This window comes from Sphingorhabdus sp., assembly GCF_046154385.1.
In the GTDB taxonomy this organism is placed as follows: domain Bacteria; phylum Pseudomonadota; class Alphaproteobacteria; order Sphingomonadales; family Sphingomonadaceae; genus Sphingorhabdus_B.
The window spans coordinates 26,654-42,442 of record NZ_JBJXFW010000037.1 but is presented as its reverse complement, the minus strand read 5'-3'; the positions used below and the strand labels follow the sequence as shown (position 1 = coordinate 42,442).

Genomic DNA, 15,789 nt, shown 5'->3' with positions numbered 1-15,789 from the left:
GGTGTTTCACGTGAAACAGATTATTTTCCGACGCAGAATCGGCCAAAAAGCGAATCCAGCAGGTCTTCGGTGTGCGCCCGCCCCGTCAGCGCATCCAAAGCGAGACGTGCCTGACGGAGATGTTCGGCGGTGATCAGCCAGTCGTCGGCCTCCGCAGCCTGGGCCAGTGCGGACGCGCATTGGGCCAACAGGTCGCGCTGACGGGCATTGATCGCAAACTGATCTGGCGGGGGCAAAAGCGTCTTGGCCTTTTCGGTCAGGGTGGCAACCAGTTGGGCCATTCCCTCTTCGGTCTTTGCGGATACGGTAACCGCATCAGGTCCTTTGCGGGCATGGGTGGGATCGTCGGCTTTGGCTGCGATCTCCACCAAATGCGGGTGGGCGGGTCCTGTGCCCTCTTCCCCCAGCCATAACAAGATGTCGGCGTTATCCATCGCGGCCCGAGTGCGTTCAATCCCGATCGCCTCGATCCGGTCGTCGGTCGCATCGCGCAAGCCCGCTGTGTCGAGAAATAGGAAGGCTATGCCGCCGATCGACACCGGTACCTCGATCACATCGCGCGTGGTGCCGGCGATGTCGGACACAATGGCCGCGTCTCGGGCGACCAGCGCGTTGAGAAGTGTCGACTTGCCGCTATTGGGTGAGCCGCCCAGCACGATCTTCAGGCCATCGCGCAGTTTCTCGACCCCCGGGGCCTCGACAATTTGGCGGATGGCGTCATGAAGTTTGATACATCCTTCTGATATTACATGTTTATTCTGAATTTCGACATCGCCTTCATCCGAAAAATCGATCTCGGCTTCGGTTAGCGCGGACAGGGTCAATACCTCCTGCCGCCAGACTTCGATCCGCCGTGTGAATGCACCGCCCATCATGGCTCCTGCAGCGCGGCGTTGCCATTCAGTCTCAGCCGATAATAGGTCGGCCAACCCTTCTGCCTCGTTCAGGTCCATTCGGCCGTTGAGGAACGCCCGGCGGGTGAACTCACCCGCTTCCGCCCGGCGCACACCCAACAGCGCAGCCAACGCTGCCTCAACCGCGCGCACGACCGCCTTACTGCCGTGTAAGTGCAATTCGGCCAAATCCTCACCAGTCGCGCTGTTAGGTCCTGGAAAAGTTAGAACAAGAGCGCGGTCCAACTCGTCCCCTGCCGCGTCGCGTAGCACGGCCAGAGACGCCCGCCTCGCCGACGGCACGCGGCCGGCCAAAGCTTCGACCGCTCCAAATGCGTCCGGGCCACTTATCCGCATCAGGGCGATGGCCGTGGGAGGCGCGCCACTCGACAGTGCGAAAATCGTGTCCGTGGCTCGCATATTGAAGGTTACTTTTTGTCCTTTGGTGACACACCGGAAAAAGCTGCTTTTGCACCTGTTTCAATGAGTTGTTGGAACAGTTGCAAGCCCATCTGCCCCATGGGCGCGATCTGCTTACCCAACTCCTGCAGTTGCTCGATCCCGCCGGCGCCTTTCATCAACTTTGTGATATTCTGTACATAGGCTTCATTTGCCTCAGTCACATCGGGCAATCCCAACAAGGCGCGCGCTTCTTCGGGCGAACAATCAATCTCGATATTCATTTTCATGGGCGCTGGCCCTCCTTCCTCTTCCCTCAATTCACTTACACTATAGAGCGAAAGCATCATCACGCAATTACGCAGAAAACTTGGGGTTTCAGACCATATATGGGAAATACCGGAGAAGGACCATGTTACGACCTCCAATACCGGTCTAACCTGAAAAAAAAGGGCCCCGTTCAGGGCCCTTGATTTTTACATGCCGGCCATTGCCATCACGTGAGGCTGCACCTCATGCCAGCCTTCCCAGATCATTTTGCCTGCAACATAAACAATGACGACAAGTCCGACCCAGGCAATCCAGCGATAACGCTCAATATATTGGGCAATAATGTTCGCGGCCAGGCCCATCAGCGCGACGGCAAAGATCAGGCCTACAATAAGGATTCCTGGATGCTCTCGCGCTGCTCCGGCAACAGCCAAAACATTGTCCAGGCTCATCGATACGTCGGCGACCGCAACGCCCCAAGCCGCCCCGGCAAAGGTCTTGGTGGACTTAATGCCCGAATGTTCGTCGCCCAAAATTTCCGGCGACCCTGCTGATTCGCCCGCATGACCCGCAATATCGCGATACATCCGCCACGCGACCCACAACAGCAATAGGCCACCGGCCAATACCAGACCGACAATACCCAGCAACCATGTGACCATCAGCGCAAAGATAATGCGCAACACCAAAGCGGCCAAAACACCGATCAGAATAACCTTCTTGCGCTGGTCAGCCGGTAATCCGGCCGCAAGCGCACCCACCACAATTGCATTATCCCCGGCGAGTACCAAATCAATCAGAAGAACCTGAATAAATGCGGCAAAGGCAGCAGGTTCGCCAATGTTGGAAAAATCCTTGACGATAGCGGCCCATATTTCAGTTGGCCCACCCAGAGATGTCGCGGTCGTCGCGGTAGCAATCAGAAATTCAAACATAATATCCTGCCTTATGCCTTACTGATTCATCGAATCGAAGAAATCTTCGTTAGTCTTGGAATCCTTCATCTTATCGAGCAAGAACTCCATTGCATCGACCGTTCCCATTTGCATCAGAATACGGCGAAGGACCCACATTTTCTTCAGCTTGCCTTCCTCGACCAGCAACTCTTCCTTTCGGGTTCCAGATTTGCCGACGTCGAGCGAAGGGAAGATACGCTTGTCCGATACCTTGCGGTCGAGCACGATTTCCGAATTGCCCGTGCCTTTGAATTCTTCGAAGATGACTTCATCCATCCGGCTTCCCGTGTCGATCAATGCGGTGGCGATAATCGAGAGCGAACCACCCTCTTCGATATTCCGCGCAGCACCGAAGAACCGCTTTGGACGCTGTAAAGCGTTGGCGTCGACACCGCCGGTCAGCACCTTGCCGGAGCTGGGAACAACGGTATTGTAGGCGCGACCCAATCGGGTGATAGAATCAAGCAGGATAACAACGTCGTGCTTGTGTTCGACCAAACGTTTGGCTTTTTCGATCACCATTTCGGCGACTTGCACGTGGCGTGTGGCTGGTTCGTCAAAGGTTGATGATACCACTTCACCCTTCACCGAACGCTGCATATCGGTCACTTCTTCGGGCCGTTCGTCGATCAGCAAAACGATCAGGAAGACCTCCGGATGGTTGTCGGTAATGGCGCGCGCGATATTTTGCAGCAGGACAGTTTTACCTGTGCGAGGTGGCGCGACGATCAGGGCACGCTGACCCTTGCCCTGCGGACTGACAATGTCGATTACGCGCGCCGACTTGTCCTTGACCGTCGGATCAAGCGAGTCCAGCGTCAGCTTTTCATCGGGATACAGGGGGGTAAGATTATCAAAATTGACGCGATGCCGAACAGCGTCGGGATCATCAAAGTTGATTTTCAAAACCTTCGTCAGTGCAAAATATCGCTCGCCATCCTTGGGAGCACGGATTTCGCCTTCAACCGTATCGCCGGTACGCAGGCCAAATTGACGCACCATATTGGGCGATACGTAAATATCGTCCGGTCCCGCCAGATAATTGGCCTCAGGCGAACGCAGAAAGCCGAAGCTGTCGGGCAGGACTTCGATGGTGCCTAGACCCATGATCTGTTCGCCATCTTCAGCCAATTCTTTCAAAATGGCAAACATCAGATCCTGCTTTCGCAGCGTCGAAGCGCCTTCGACCCCCAGTTCTTCAGCCATCGAAACAAGATCGGCAGGGTTTTTGCTCTTCAGCTCTTTCAAATGCATAGATAATTCCATTGGTGGGACCAAAAAGCCCCTATGGTGGATGGACCAGTGATCCAGAATGACAACCGGATTCAAAAAGACAACCGGGTGAGAAGGAAAGGTGGGCGGTGCGGTTTTTGGTTGGATCGCACCTCACGCCCAGAACGGGCTTAGTTTCTGAATAGTCCCCTTGCCGGCTCACGTCAACTCTATTGGCGTGAGAAAGAGCCGCACAACGGTTTGCCGCAATATGAAGGCATGTTAACCGCAGAGTTTATGGTCTGGTTATATGCGTTCATGTACCAGAAAGGTTCAAGGGGGAAGGCGTAAGGTTGGGAAATAAAAATAACCGACCATATTCAAGTGAAGGAGTATTTCATGCGTATAAATTTCAAAAGAGCGGGAACAACCGTTCTGCTCGGCACGTTGTGTGCAACAACATCAACATTTGCGTCAGCGCAGCAACAATCCGACCCCACCATTGTCGTTGACGGGACGCCCATTGCAGATTTTTCGACCTTGACGAAGGGACCGGAAATAAAGGGCATCATATCTGCACGAAGCGGTGACAAGATAAAGGTGACAACTCCCTTAGGTGCCAGCACGATTATCATCGTAACGGATGCAACCCAGATTAAATCAGGTGGCGGATTTTTGAGCGGAAGTCGCGGCAAAATCGCGGCAAACGGGCTGCTCAATGGTCTTCCTGTGACAGTAAAGACATTACAGTCCGTATCCGGATTGGTTGCGAGCCACATTACATTCAAAAACAATGATATGAAAACCGCAACGATGATCCGCAACGGCACGGCCCAGCAATTTGACGAGCAAACCGCCGCGACCGAAGCATTGCGTGGCCGAATGGGTGATATCGATAAATATAACATAAAGAGCACGGCAAATGTGTATTTTGAAACGGGCAAGGCAATGCTTTCCGCCCAAGCCAAAGAAGATCTCTGCTCGACAGCAGCGGCGGCTGAGGCAACCGAAAATGCGCTGATGTTGGTTGTAGGCTACACCGATTCCGTAGGCAGCGAAGAATATAACCAGCAATTGAGCGAAAAACGCGCAAGCAGCGTTATCAATTATTTGCAACAGGCTTGCCGTTGGAAACCTTACCGCATGTTAACGCCAACAGGAATGGCGGAATCCGATCCGCTTGCCAGCAACGATACGGAAGAAGGCAAGGCCCAAAACCGGCGTGTATCGGTAAATATACTGGTTAGCAAAGGTCTAGATGGTCTTTAAGATACTTGAACAGGGGTGAGTTAAGGCTCACCCCGTCAAAAAGGCTTTGCGACCACCAATATCACGATTACCGCAGCCGTTACGCCAGGTACTTCATTGAGCAAGCGTAATTGTTTGCCGGTCAGGGTGCGTTCCCCTTGGGCAAGTTTTTTGGCATAGCTAACCATCCAACCATGATAAGCCGATAAACCAAGCACAAACAAAAGCTTGGCATGAAACCACGCGTCGGCCATCGCACCGATATGCCATGCCAGCAATAAACCGACGACCCAGACTATTATGATTGACGGGTTGAGAATGATTCTGATCAGCTTGGTTTCCCGATCCACCCATTTAGTGGATTCATCGGAGCCTTCGGCGCTTTCCTGATGATAAACAAAAAAGCGGGGAATCATGAACAATCCCGCCATCCAGAAAATAACAAAAATGATATGGGCGGATTTGAGCCAGAAATAGAGCATTGCGATAATTTCCGTCATTATGGCGGTATCCCCGGATTATCCCTTGCGGACCAGAGTAAGCAGCTTTTCAACATGTTCAATAGGAGTGTCTGGCAAAATGCCGTGGCCCAAATTAAATATATGAGGCCTGTTTGCGAACGCAGACAGAATATTTTCAACAGCCAAGGTTAAATCCGACCCACCCGCAATCAACGCCAAAGGATCAAGATTACCTTGTACCGGAAGGTGTTTAGGCAATTCACGGTTTGCCCAATGCGGATCAACGGTTTCATCAATTCCCAGCGCGTCTACGCCTGTACCTTCCGCATAGGCAGCCAATTTACCGCCAGCGCCTTTTGGAAAACCGATAATCGGGGCATCGGGATGCTGCATTTTTAACCTGCGGACTATTTCAGCATTAGGGGCAATTACCCATTTTTCAAATTGTGCCGGAGACAATGAACCAGCCCAGCTATCAAATAACTGCACAGCATCAACGCCTGCCTCTATTTGTCCGGCAAGATAATCAACAGTACTGGTAATTATGGCTTCGATCAAAGAACCAAAACGTTCGGGTTCGGTATGGGCCATGCGCCGTGCTTCGGACTGGTCCTTACTACCCTGTCCATGCACCATATAGGTCGCCACGGTCCAGGGGCTGCCTGCAAAGCCTAAAAACGTTGTTTCCCTGGGCAGGGTAGCGGCAACCTTTCGAACGGTGTCTAACACCGGTTTCAGACGCTCTGGCGCTGGAGTAAAATTTTCCAGCCTGTCTTCAGCCAGACGAGGAGCAAGACGTGGACCTTCTCCGGTCTCAAACCACAGATCTTGACCCATGGCATGCGGCACTACCAGAATATCGGAAAACAGGATCGCGGCATCAAATTCGAAGCGGCGGATTGGTTGAAGGGTAATTTCAGCCGCAGTTTCACTATCATAAGCAAGTTCTAGGAACCCACCTTTTTGCAACCGCAATGCACGATATTCGGGTAAATAACGCCCGGCCTGTCGCATAAGCCAAATCGGTGGCACTGCTTCCTGATTGCCCAATAAGACATTAAGCAGTTTTTTCGAATTTGGCGCGGACATCGATGTAAGAATCCAATCAAATATATTTATATAAGAATGATGAAAGATGATGGGCTGTTGATAGCTTGGGCCTTAAAAGCTTTTGCGGATATTGCCAACAGCTTGACCAAAGAACTTCATTTGATTGTCACGGATTCGCAATTTTCATCCCCGTTATTCACAAGCTGTGGAAACTGTTTTGCGGTTGTGGAAAGCCTGTGTTCGAATCGAGAGGAAAAATGCGGATAGCGAGGATGAAAATTACGCATAAACTTTGTCCCTTGATTTATCCTCAGCCTACCAACAAGACTGTACATCATGGCGCGCTATCATCTTCACCTTCTATCAGACTCAACAGGCGAAACGCTGGAAAATATTGCCAAAGCTGCGCTTGCACAGTTCGATGGGGTCGAAAATGTCGTCAAGCATTTCTGGCCAATGGTGCGTTCCGAAAGCCATTTGGACCGCATCATGGTTGATGTTGCGGCCAATCCGGGGTTGGTACTGTTTACGCTCGTCAATCGCGACACCCGGCGCAAGCTCGAAAACAAGTGCCGCGCATTGGGTTTGCCCGCAATTGCTGCGCTTGATGCCGTTAGTGATGCTCTGTCAAATATGCTGGGGCAAGAGGCAAAAGCGCGTCCGGGGCGGCAACACGCAATGGATGCGGCATATTTCGCACGTGTTGATGCAATACAGTTTACGATTGCGCATGATGACGGGATCAATGCGCAAAATTGGGAAGAAGCAGATATTGTATTAGCTGGCGTGTCGCGAACTTCTAAAACTCCGACCAGCATTTATCTTGCCAATCGCGGTTATAAGACCGCAAATATTCCGATTGTACCGGGATCTCCGCCGCCTCCGATATTGTTTACGCTGAAACATCCGATGGTTATTGGTCTGGTTACAAGTGCGGAACGATTGGTTCAAGTCAGGCGAAACCGACTATTATCCCTGAACCAGTCGCCAGATACCGATTATGTCGATGAAGAGAAAGTCAAAGCCGAGGTGGCCCATGCACGGCGGATGTTTGCCGACAATGGTTGGCCGGTGCTTGATGTTACACGGAGATCTATCGAAGAAACGGCCGCAGCGATAATCAACCTTTTCAACGAACGTGAATTGCAGCAGGCCGAAACGTCGTGACACTGATATTGGCGTCGCAAAGCGCAGGGCGCTTGGCAATGTTGCGCGCCGCTGGCGTTCCGCTGGAAACTGTGCCGGCCCTGGTTGACGAGGCAAGCATTAAGGACTCGCTTGCCGCGAATGCTGCGAAACCCCGCGACATTGCCGATGCGCTTGCCGAAGCCAAGGCACGCAAGATTTCACGTAGGTTTCCGGCGGCGCTGGTGCTGGGCTGTGACCAGATTGCAGTGACTGCCGAAGGACAGATATTGGATAAGCCCGAAAGCCCCGCCGACGCGCGCGCGCAACTGGCAAACTTGTCGAACAAAAGCCACCGCCTGATAAGCGCGGCGGTGATCTGTGAAGCGGGCGAGCCGGTGTGGCGTATTGTTGATAGCGCGCAGTTGGCAATGCGCCCGTTGAGCCCGGCCTTCATCGATCAATATGTGATAAGCTATTGGGAGCAGATCCGCCATTGCGTGGGCTGTTACCGGATCGAAGCCGAAGGCGCGCAATTGTTCAAAAGCATCAGCGGCAGCCAGTTCACAATCATTGGTCTACCACTCCTGCCAGTGCTTGACTATTTACGAATACGGGGTTTTTTGCCGTCATGACCAAATACGCCGAAGTCATCGGACATCCGATATCACATTCGAAATCCCCGCTGATCCACCGGTTCTGGCTGAATCAGATGGGGTTGGTAGGGGACTATCGCGCGCAAGACGTGTTGCCGGAAGACCTGAATGGCTATTTTCGTGATCGTGCGCTGGATCCTGTATGGCGTGGATGTAATATTACGATTCCCCACAAGATTGCTGCCCTTGAGTATGTCACTGATCCGGGCGATGTGCGTGGATCGATTGGAGCAATCAACACAGTTTTCCGGGGTGACGGTGGAGTGTTGGTGGGAACCAATACCGATGCCGGCGGTTTTTATGGTCCGATTGCCGATATGCCGCTGGCGGGGGAAACCGCTATTGTAATCGGCGCAGGTGGCGCAGCGAGGGCCGTTTTGTTTGCCTTGGCCCAGGCTGATATAGGCGATGTCATCCTGCTCGCTCGTAACGGTTTGAAAGCAGCAGGTTTGCTGGCGCATTTCGGGCTGAAGGGACAGGTTTTACCGCTTGATGCGCGCCTGCCTGACGCGGCGTTGCTGGTCAATGCCAGTCCCCTGGGCATGAAAGGGAAGGAAGCTTTGGAAATCGACCTTGCTCCGCTGCCCGATCATGCGTTGGTCTATGATCTGGTATATGCTCCAATTGAAACCTTGCTCCTCAAACAGGCTAGAGCTCGTGCGTTGGAAGTGGTCGATGGGTTGGAAATGTTGGTAGGACAGGCGGCGATTGCTTTTGAACTGTTCTTTGGAGTTGCGCCGCCTGATGACGGGGAAAATAACTTGCGTGAGCTGTTGTTAAAATGACCGGACCGTTCGTTATCGGTCTCACTGGTTCGATAGCTATGGGCAAATCGACCGTTGCGGCGATGTTTGCCGATGAGGGCGTGCCTGTTTTTGATGCCGACTCGACTGTGCACGAGTTACAAAGGCCCGGTGGTGCGCTGGTACCTGCGATCGAGTCCGCTTTTCCCGGCACGACGGGCGCCGAAGGTGTGGACCGAAAAGCGCTGGGCGCCGCGGTGTTCGGGGATAGGGACAAGCTTGCAAAGCTCGAATCTCTCATCCACCCCGCTGTTGCCGAGCGGCGCGCTGCTTTTCTGGCTGATAACGCAGATGCGGATCTGGTGCTGTTCGATATTCCCTTATTATTTGAAAAAGCTGGACATAAGAATGTCGATTACATCGTGGTTGTATCCGCGCCTTACGCCGTTCAGCGCGAACGGGTTCTTAAGCGGCCGGGTATGACGCCGGAAAAATTTGACCAGATACGGGCGTTACAAATGAATGACGCGGACAAGCAGAGGCAGGCGGACTATGTTGTGAAAACCGGTCAATCTTTAGAAGAAACGCGACACAATGTCCGCGAGCTTGTCAAAAAGCTGCGTGCGGGACTTGCAAAACACTGAAAACAGGCTCACCTTCACTCACAGAATGCGCGAGATTATTTTCGATACAGAAACGACTGGCTTTGATCCCCTCACCGGGGATCGGATGGTGGAGATAGGATGTATTGAAATGATAGGGCGGGTGATGACCGGCGTTACCTATCACGCTTATTTCAATCCCCAACGCCCGATGCCCGCCGCCGCGGAACAGGTCCACGGCTTGTCCGACCGGTTTTTGTCCGACAAGCCGCTCTTTGCCGAAAAAGCTGATGAATTGCTTGCCTTTCTGGACGACAGCCCGCTGGTTGCGCATAACGCCAGTTTCGATTTCAGTTTTCTCAACACCGAATTGCAATTATGCGGGCAGTCACCCTTGGATTTGGGGCGGATGATCGACACCGTCGCGCTGGCACGTGTTAAGCATCCCGGCGCAAAGCTCTCACTTGATGCCCTATGTACGCGTTACGGCATTGACCGCAGCCATCGCGTCAAACATGGCGCATTGCTCGATGCGGAATTATTGGCGCATCTGTATGTCGAACTGACCGGAGGGCGGCAAATTGGCCTTGGTCTGGTGGATGATGGCGGCGCGGATCAGGTTGCGACCAGAGCAAATGCCCCTCAGTCCGAAATTTCAAAACCATATCGCGAACCGCGTCCCCACAGTGCCTCTTTTGAAGAACTGGAGCGGCACCGTGAATTTATCAGCAAAATCAAGGATGCGCTGTGGCTCGAAACCGGGTCGGCGCTTAAATAAAGGAGTTAGGCTATGGATATCAGGGTTTCAGGGCATCAGGTCGAAACCGGTGAAGCGTTACAGAGCCATGTTGAAAAACGGCTGAACGCCATTGCGGGAAAGTATTTTTCCAAGGCCTTATCTTCCCACGCCACCTTTGGCCGTGGTCCGCATGAACGATTTACGAGCGATATCGTGATGCATGTGATGCAAGGCCTGGTGTTGAAGGGTCGCGGCGAAGCACAGGACGCGCATGTCGCGCTCGATCAGGCGGCTGACCGGATTGAAAAGCAGCTGCGCCGCTATATGCGCCGTCTTCAGGACCGGCACGCACAGTCTGCTTTTGCCCTGCGCGAAGAAGAAGCCGCCTATACCGTTTTCGACGGAGGGGATTTCACGGAAGATTCGCCGCCGCCCGAAGCGCCTGTAATTGTTGCAGAAATGAGCGTAGACATTCCTGAATCTACCGTTTCGGACGCTGTTATGTTGATGGATTTGCGGAACACACCGGCATTGTTGTTCAAAAACACTGGCACTGGCCGCCATAATATGGTTTACCGCCGCGAAGACGGCACGATCGGGTGGGTTGAACCAAAATCCGTACCTTAGAATTCGGCCTAGATCTTAACCGATATGTAAACTTATTCAGATATTTGGGGTTTGCCTCGCGGCCCCTGGCCAATTGCAATTGAACAAGATATGATTCGAATTTCCACTAGGCTCGTCGAAGGGGCCGTTGTTGCGAATCTGGTTTGCTCGGGCAAATCCGATTTACTGGCACGACTTTCGACAATAGCTGCAGAAAATTATATGCTGGATGCCAATGCGGTCCATGACGGCTTGGTCGAACGCGAACGCCTTGGCCCAACCGGGTTTGGCGGTGGCACAGCAATTCCGCATTGCAAAGTGTCGGGCATTGATATGCCGGTTGCCGTATTCGCGCGCCTCGGAAAGCCTGTTGATTATGACGCGGTCGACGATGAACCGGTGGATCTGGTCTGTGCATTGGTATCACCGGTGCAGGATGGCGCCTCACATTTGCGCGCATTGGCCGAGGTTTCTCGCCTGTTTCGGGACGAAAAATTCCGTTCTCAGCTGCGCGGAGCTTCTGATTCCGGCGCCATGTTTGCCTTGCTGACATTGTCTGAAGAGCGCGACGCCGCTTGACGAAGCCCCGGCTGACCAGCCAGTTTCGTATTTCGGCATTGAAAAAGCTGGCCGAAGTGGATGGTGGCTTTGCCACCTTATTACGTAAGGGCGATCTGACCTCGGGCGCGATACTGATAATCGGCCAGATAAGGGGTGGCGATCCTATTCTTTTTGAACGCTATCCTGCGATGGATGGCACTTTGGCGTGGCACCGCGTAACACTACCGATTGGGGGTGACGACGCTGAAATAACAAAATATTGGAAAAATCGGATATTGCGCGATCCTGATTTATGGGTTTTGGAACTGGACGTCGCTTCGACAGAACGGTTGGACCGACTTTTAGCCGCCGACTCTTGACTGTGTTGCGCCGCACAATAAGTGGGCGCAACGATTAGCGAAGGTTGTCAATCGGGGCACAAATGGGGTGACCGGGCAAACACGCGAGTCGGATGCAACAAACGAAGAGCCAGAGCAAAATATGAGAAGCTCTTCCGCTGCTGCCGCCGCATTATAGTATGTTTCATGTTGAAAATTGTTCGGGCTGCCTCTGCGGTGGCTATTTCTTGTACCCTTGCATCCGCCGTGTTGACCGCAGACGCAGGTTTCGCTTTTGGCAATGACCAAAGCACAGCGCTCGGCGCTTCCACTATCATTATTGATGCCGCCCAAATTGCGGCAGATCAGCAAAATGTCGACCGCCTGATAAGTGGTGAGGTTACGACACAGCTGGCAGATAATGGTGATATTATTTTTATTCCTGGCAATGGTGCGGCACCTGCCGTCGAAATCGGTTCGGATATCGGTTTGGACGAAGATGACGAAGTTGTATCTGCATCATCACTGACCGAATTGGTCCACAAGCAAAATGTTGCCAATACTTTGAGCGCCGAAGAACGCTGTCTTGCCGGTGCAGTTTATTTTGAATCAAAGGGCGAATCGCTGGCTGGTCAGCTGGCCGTAGCTCGCGTGGTGATTGCCCGGTCGAAATCGGGACGATTTCCTTCCACATTATGCGGCGTGGTGTATCAGAAAAGCCAGTTTTCCTTCGTTCGCGGCGGCGGAATGCCTCCTATACCTCAGGCAAATACACACTGGCATAACGCCGTTGCGATCAGCAAAATTGCGTTAAATGACAGTTGGAAAAGCCCTGTCGAAGGCGCATTGTTCTTTCACGCCCGCCATGTTTCACCCGGCTGGCGGTTGACGCGGATCGGATCGATCGACAATCATATTTTCTACCGCTGACCCCCGGGAAACAGCAGGAAGAGATGAGGGCTCCGAAAAGGGGCCTTTATTTTGTTCCGCATACGTTCTATATCCTGGGCATGGCCCATGCTGCTTCCCTATCGATCATTACCGGCGCCTCTGCCGTCGGGCGCGGAGTATCCCGCCTGTTCCTGCGTAACCAGATCATGGTTCAACCGGAGGTGTCTTTGCGCAACAACCGGCGTGCTGACCTGATGGGTATCAATGCGAAAGGCGAGATTATCATTGTCGAGATAAAATGCGCACGCGCGGATTTGTTGGGTGATCAGAAATGGCCCGAATATCTCGATTTTTGTGACCGTTTTTTCTGGGCTGTGCCCACCGGATTCGACGTCGGCCCTTTGCAAGGGGAGGCGTTCATGCCCGAACGCGCCGGGCTGATCATCGCAGATGCCTATGACGCCGAAATCGCCCGACCGGCCGCACTCGTCCCGTTGGCGGCGGCACGGCGCAAGACCGAAACCCAGCGTCTCGCCCGCCTGGCCATGCGCCGCCTGATGGCCATCGCCGACCCCGATCCGCGATTTGCGGAGATTGAGGTGGAGTGAACTTTTGAATTTGAAGGGTTGGGAATTTTTTCGTCAGAAGGAAGAAGCGAATAAGGAAAAGGATGTATTCTTCTTCCTTAAAGAAGAGAGAGGGGGGCATGCCGCAGGCGCGCTATGGGACCTCACCGACTCACCCTCCCCCAGCCCCTCCCGCAAGAGGGAGGTGGGATTCTAAAAGCCCGCGCCCACCACGTCACCCTGAACTTGGTTCAGGGTCCATCGCGCCGCACACCCTGTGCACGAAACCGCACCCAACGGTGCCGTGGCTACTTCGTGTACTACGACAGAGCAGGAACGGGCTTAGAAATAGACCCTGAAACAAGTTCAGGGTGACGGTTATATTTAAGGTGGGGTTGAAGTCCCTCACCCGCCTGCGGGAGGGGTTAGGAGAGGGTATGTGCGGCGTGCAGACGAGATTGGCCGTACCGCGCATTCTTCCTTATTTCCCTTTTACGGGAACTGATTTTTCAATGACTTGCAAATCCTATCCTGCGCTGGACGGGTTATACCAGATTGGCGATGAGTATGCCCTTTCTTGTGATTTCAATTCGGTGCCAGGTAATAATTTCGCGCCATATCGAATGGCGTCGAACACGACCCAGCGCGGGGTCGGGATTTCCAGGACGCGCAGATAATAAAAGGACTTCTGCTTCGCGTTGAACTCGGGGTCGCGCCACACCGTTTTTAATTCTGGGTCACCAATGCTGTTGGCATAGCTCGCCTTGGCGATATCGACCGTGTCGCCAACCGCCGGAACCTTGCCATTTACCCCGCGTGGCCGTCTGTCGGCATCCCCCCAGGCTACGTCGAAAACTTTTTCCTGCATTTGGCCGGATGCATCAACCCAGCCCTTGACCATCTGCACCCGGTCGAGATTGGCGCCCATCGGATCTTTCAGTGCGGAAATGAGGAAAGTCGGCGTACCTTGTCCTGACTTCAGATCTGCGCCCATAGGTACGCCTCGCTTATACCCGGCCATCACCCAGTTCCCGGTGAAATCTTCGGGCTTGAAATCCCAACCGCCAAAGAAACGCACCGTCATGCGCGGTCCGGTCGTGGCATAAATTTCCTTGCGCATCATCGCATCGAAAATGGCCGCCCTTGTGTTGGCCGTTGCCCACACGGCGGCATAGCCACCGGCGAGATAGTGCCAGCCAAAGCGTCCCTCACGAGTGCCCAGATTTTGCGCTTCGGACGCGCGCGCTGAATCGGGCTCGCCGCCTGAATGCTTGCCGAAAAAGTTGTTTTCATCTGCGGTGGCAAGGGAAGTGTGGCTATCGGTCGATCCGATGACACCGAACTTATATGGGTTCACGCCGGTCTTTGCCTCGATAGCAAGTCCGCGCTTCAATGCCTCACGAATATATTCGCCTGCCAAATCCTGTGGCTTTTTGGCCGCCTGCATCGTCAGATTACCTAAGTCCCAGCCCGCGGTGCCATAGCCTGCAAATTCGTCATTGGGGGACAGAAACGGATGTGCCTCGCTATCGCCCTTGATCTGGGTGATTTCCACTACCGGTTCGCGGGCGGCGCGGCGGCGGGCATAATCGGCGGTCATTGGTCCGCCACCAGGCCCGACCAGCTCAAACATCAGGCCGTTGGATAGGTTGCTGTTATGCGGAATGGCGAGCACTTTGCCGCCGGTGCGCTTTTCATAATTGTCCATATAGTCCCATAGCTGGCTGACGGGGGTATCGCCCTGTCCGGGATCATAGGGAAGCACCTGATCTGTGCGGCTTTTACCATCGCGGAACATGACCACACGATGCAGATTGTTACCGCCGGGCATCAACGTATATTCGAAACCCACAAAGGCCGTGAATTTGCCCGGTTCATTATAGCGTTCGACCAACGTGCTGTGACCGGTCCAAATGTTGGTTGTGGTCTTGCGCTGACGCTCCGGATTGGTAAGCGATTTGGGTAAGTCATTCCTGCCCGCCCGGTCAATCAATTCTGCTGTGATCCTTTGCATGCCTTCAGGACCCTTATGCATTTCGTCGTGCCAGCGACGCAGCGTCGGGTCGCGGATTAGAAAACCGGGCGTGTCATACAGCGCCTTGGTTGCGCCCAGCCCGCCGGAGTGATCGGCGATGACCAGAAAATCAAGCGGCCTTTCCAGCTTCGCTTTCAAACCCCAGGTGGACTTGATTTCTTCCCCACGGGCAAAGCGCAGCGCGTCTTCCGGCCCTAGCTTCACTCCAAAACCAAAGGCATCGATAGAATTCGAAGTATGCAAATGGGTATCGCCCCAAAGCAACTTCATCGCAGGCCCTGATGTAACCTCCTGGTCCGACGCCACTTGCGCAGTGCGCGAATCGGCGAGAACGCTTTTTTCCTGCCACTGACGCCAGCCATAGGTCAGCCCGACTCCGACAGCGATGACCGCCACAGTCCCCAGAATAATAACGCGCTTTTTGGCCATATATTGCTCCCCCCGGAAGAAAACTGCGCC

18 protein-coding genes are annotated in these 15,789 nt (G+C 53.6%); 11 read left to right on the top strand and 7 right to left on the bottom strand.

The genetic code is table 11. The annotated features are described in order from the left end of the window. Positions 1-20: 20 nt before the first annotated feature. The 4 genes from mnmE to rho all read right to left on the bottom strand — a co-directional run bounded on the left by mnmE (position 21) and on the right by rho (position 3,772). Positions 21-1,313 carry a tRNA uridine-5-carboxymethylaminomethyl(34) synthesis GTPase MnmE gene (mnmE, locus tag ACKVOS_RS06850; protein WP_409211270.1) on the bottom strand — a complete coding sequence of 431 codons (1,293 nt, stop codon included), beginning with the start codon at positions 1,311-1,313 and terminating at the stop codon, positions 21-23. Between the two features lie 8 nt (positions 1,314-1,321). Continuing rightward, positions 1,322-1,582 carry a DUF6489 family protein gene (locus ACKVOS_RS06845; protein WP_160354297.1) on the bottom strand — a complete coding sequence of 87 codons (261 nt, stop codon included), beginning with the start codon at positions 1,580-1,582 and terminating at the stop codon, positions 1,322-1,324. A gap of 186 nt (positions 1,583-1,768) precedes the next feature. Next, positions 1,769-2,497, bottom strand: coding sequence for a YjbE family putative metal transport protein (locus ACKVOS_RS06840; RefSeq protein ID WP_409211269.1), 729 nt, complete (start codon positions 2,495-2,497; stop codon positions 1,769-1,771). An 18-nt stretch (positions 2,498-2,515) separates the two neighbouring features. Then, positions 2,516-3,772, bottom strand: coding sequence for a transcription termination factor Rho (gene rho, locus ACKVOS_RS06835; RefSeq protein WP_409211268.1), 1,257 nt, complete (start codon positions 3,770-3,772; stop codon positions 2,516-2,518). Positions 3,773-4,129: 357 nt separating this feature from the next. Here rho and ACKVOS_RS06830 point away from each other — a divergent pair, with 357 nt between their 5' ends. Next, entirely contained in the window at positions 4,130-4,999 is an 870-nt protein-coding gene (locus ACKVOS_RS06830; protein ID WP_409211267.1) for an OmpA family protein, read from the top strand. Between the two features lie 35 nt (positions 5,000-5,034). On the opposite strand, the gene ACKVOS_RS06825 is transcribed toward ACKVOS_RS06830, so the two are convergent. Together ACKVOS_RS06825 and hemE are read right to left on the bottom strand one after the other, a co-directional pair. Further along, the gene (locus ACKVOS_RS06825) at positions 5,035-5,478 is read right to left on the bottom strand and encodes a CopD family protein (protein ID WP_409211266.1); all 444 of its coding nucleotides are present in this window, start codon (positions 5,476-5,478) and stop codon (positions 5,035-5,037) included. Positions 5,479-5,496: 18 nt separating this feature from the next. Beyond that, positions 5,497-6,528, bottom strand: coding sequence for a uroporphyrinogen decarboxylase (gene hemE / locus ACKVOS_RS06820; RefSeq protein ID WP_409211265.1), 1,032 nt, complete (start codon positions 6,526-6,528; stop codon positions 5,497-5,499). 297 nt (positions 6,529-6,825) lie between these two features. Here hemE and ACKVOS_RS06815 point away from each other — a divergent pair, with 297 nt between their 5' ends. The 10 genes from ACKVOS_RS06815 to ACKVOS_RS06770 all read left to right on the top strand — a co-directional run bounded on the left by ACKVOS_RS06815 (position 6,826) and on the right by ACKVOS_RS06770 (position 13,337). Then, complete coding sequence (locus ACKVOS_RS06815; protein ID WP_409211264.1) at positions 6,826-7,656, top strand: pyruvate, water dikinase regulatory protein; 831 nt, start codon at positions 6,826-6,828, stop codon at positions 7,654-7,656. After that, positions 7,653-8,249 (top strand): Maf family protein, encoded by a 597-nt coding sequence (locus tag ACKVOS_RS06810; RefSeq protein WP_409211263.1) that lies wholly within the window; start codon positions 7,653-7,655, stop codon positions 8,247-8,249. Before ACKVOS_RS06815 ends, ACKVOS_RS06810 begins: the two co-directional genes overlap by 4 nt. Then, positions 8,246-9,055 (top strand): shikimate dehydrogenase family protein, encoded by an 810-nt coding sequence (locus ACKVOS_RS06805; protein WP_409211262.1) that lies wholly within the window; start codon positions 8,246-8,248, stop codon positions 9,053-9,055. The genes ACKVOS_RS06810 and ACKVOS_RS06805 overlap by 4 nt, the downstream gene beginning before the upstream one ends. After that, complete coding sequence (coaE, locus tag ACKVOS_RS06800; protein ID WP_409211261.1) at positions 9,052-9,657, top strand: dephospho-CoA kinase; 606 nt, start codon at positions 9,052-9,054, stop codon at positions 9,655-9,657. The genes ACKVOS_RS06805 and coaE overlap by 4 nt, the downstream gene beginning before the upstream one ends. Before the next feature lie 25 nt (positions 9,658-9,682). Beyond that, positions 9,683-10,393, top strand: a complete 711-nt coding sequence (gene dnaQ / locus ACKVOS_RS06795; protein WP_409211260.1) for a DNA polymerase III subunit epsilon — start codon at positions 9,683-9,685, stop codon at positions 10,391-10,393. Positions 10,394-10,405: 12 nt separating this feature from the next. Further along, positions 10,406-10,981, top strand: a complete 576-nt coding sequence (hpf, locus tag ACKVOS_RS06790; protein ID WP_409211259.1) for a ribosome hibernation-promoting factor, HPF/YfiA family — start codon at positions 10,406-10,408, stop codon at positions 10,979-10,981. A 90-nt stretch (positions 10,982-11,071) separates the two neighbouring features. After that, a complete protein-coding gene (locus ACKVOS_RS06785) occupies positions 11,072-11,539 on the top strand; it encodes a PTS sugar transporter subunit IIA (RefSeq protein ID WP_409211258.1) in 468 nt (155 codons plus the stop codon). Further along, positions 11,536-11,880: a DUF1491 family protein gene (locus tag ACKVOS_RS06780; RefSeq protein WP_409211257.1), complete on the top strand. Its 345-nt coding sequence runs from the start codon at positions 11,536-11,538 to the stop codon at positions 11,878-11,880. The genes ACKVOS_RS06785 and ACKVOS_RS06780 overlap by 4 nt, the downstream gene beginning before the upstream one ends. 225 nt (positions 11,881-12,105) lie before the next feature. Then, positions 12,106-12,768, top strand: coding sequence for a cell wall hydrolase (locus ACKVOS_RS06775; RefSeq protein ID WP_409211256.1), 663 nt, complete (start codon positions 12,106-12,108; stop codon positions 12,766-12,768). Between the two features lie 80 nt (positions 12,769-12,848). Continuing rightward, positions 12,849-13,337: an MmcB family DNA repair protein gene (locus tag ACKVOS_RS06770; RefSeq protein WP_409211255.1), complete on the top strand. Its 489-nt coding sequence runs from the start codon at positions 12,849-12,851 to the stop codon at positions 13,335-13,337. A 484-nt stretch (positions 13,338-13,821) separates the two neighbouring features. On the opposite strand, the gene ACKVOS_RS06765 is transcribed toward ACKVOS_RS06770, so the two are convergent. Next, on the bottom strand, positions 13,822-15,759 hold the full coding sequence (locus ACKVOS_RS06765; RefSeq protein WP_409211254.1) for a DUF3604 domain-containing protein: 1,938 nt from the start codon (positions 15,757-15,759) through the stop codon (positions 13,822-13,824). Positions 15,760-15,789 lie beyond the last annotated feature (30 nt).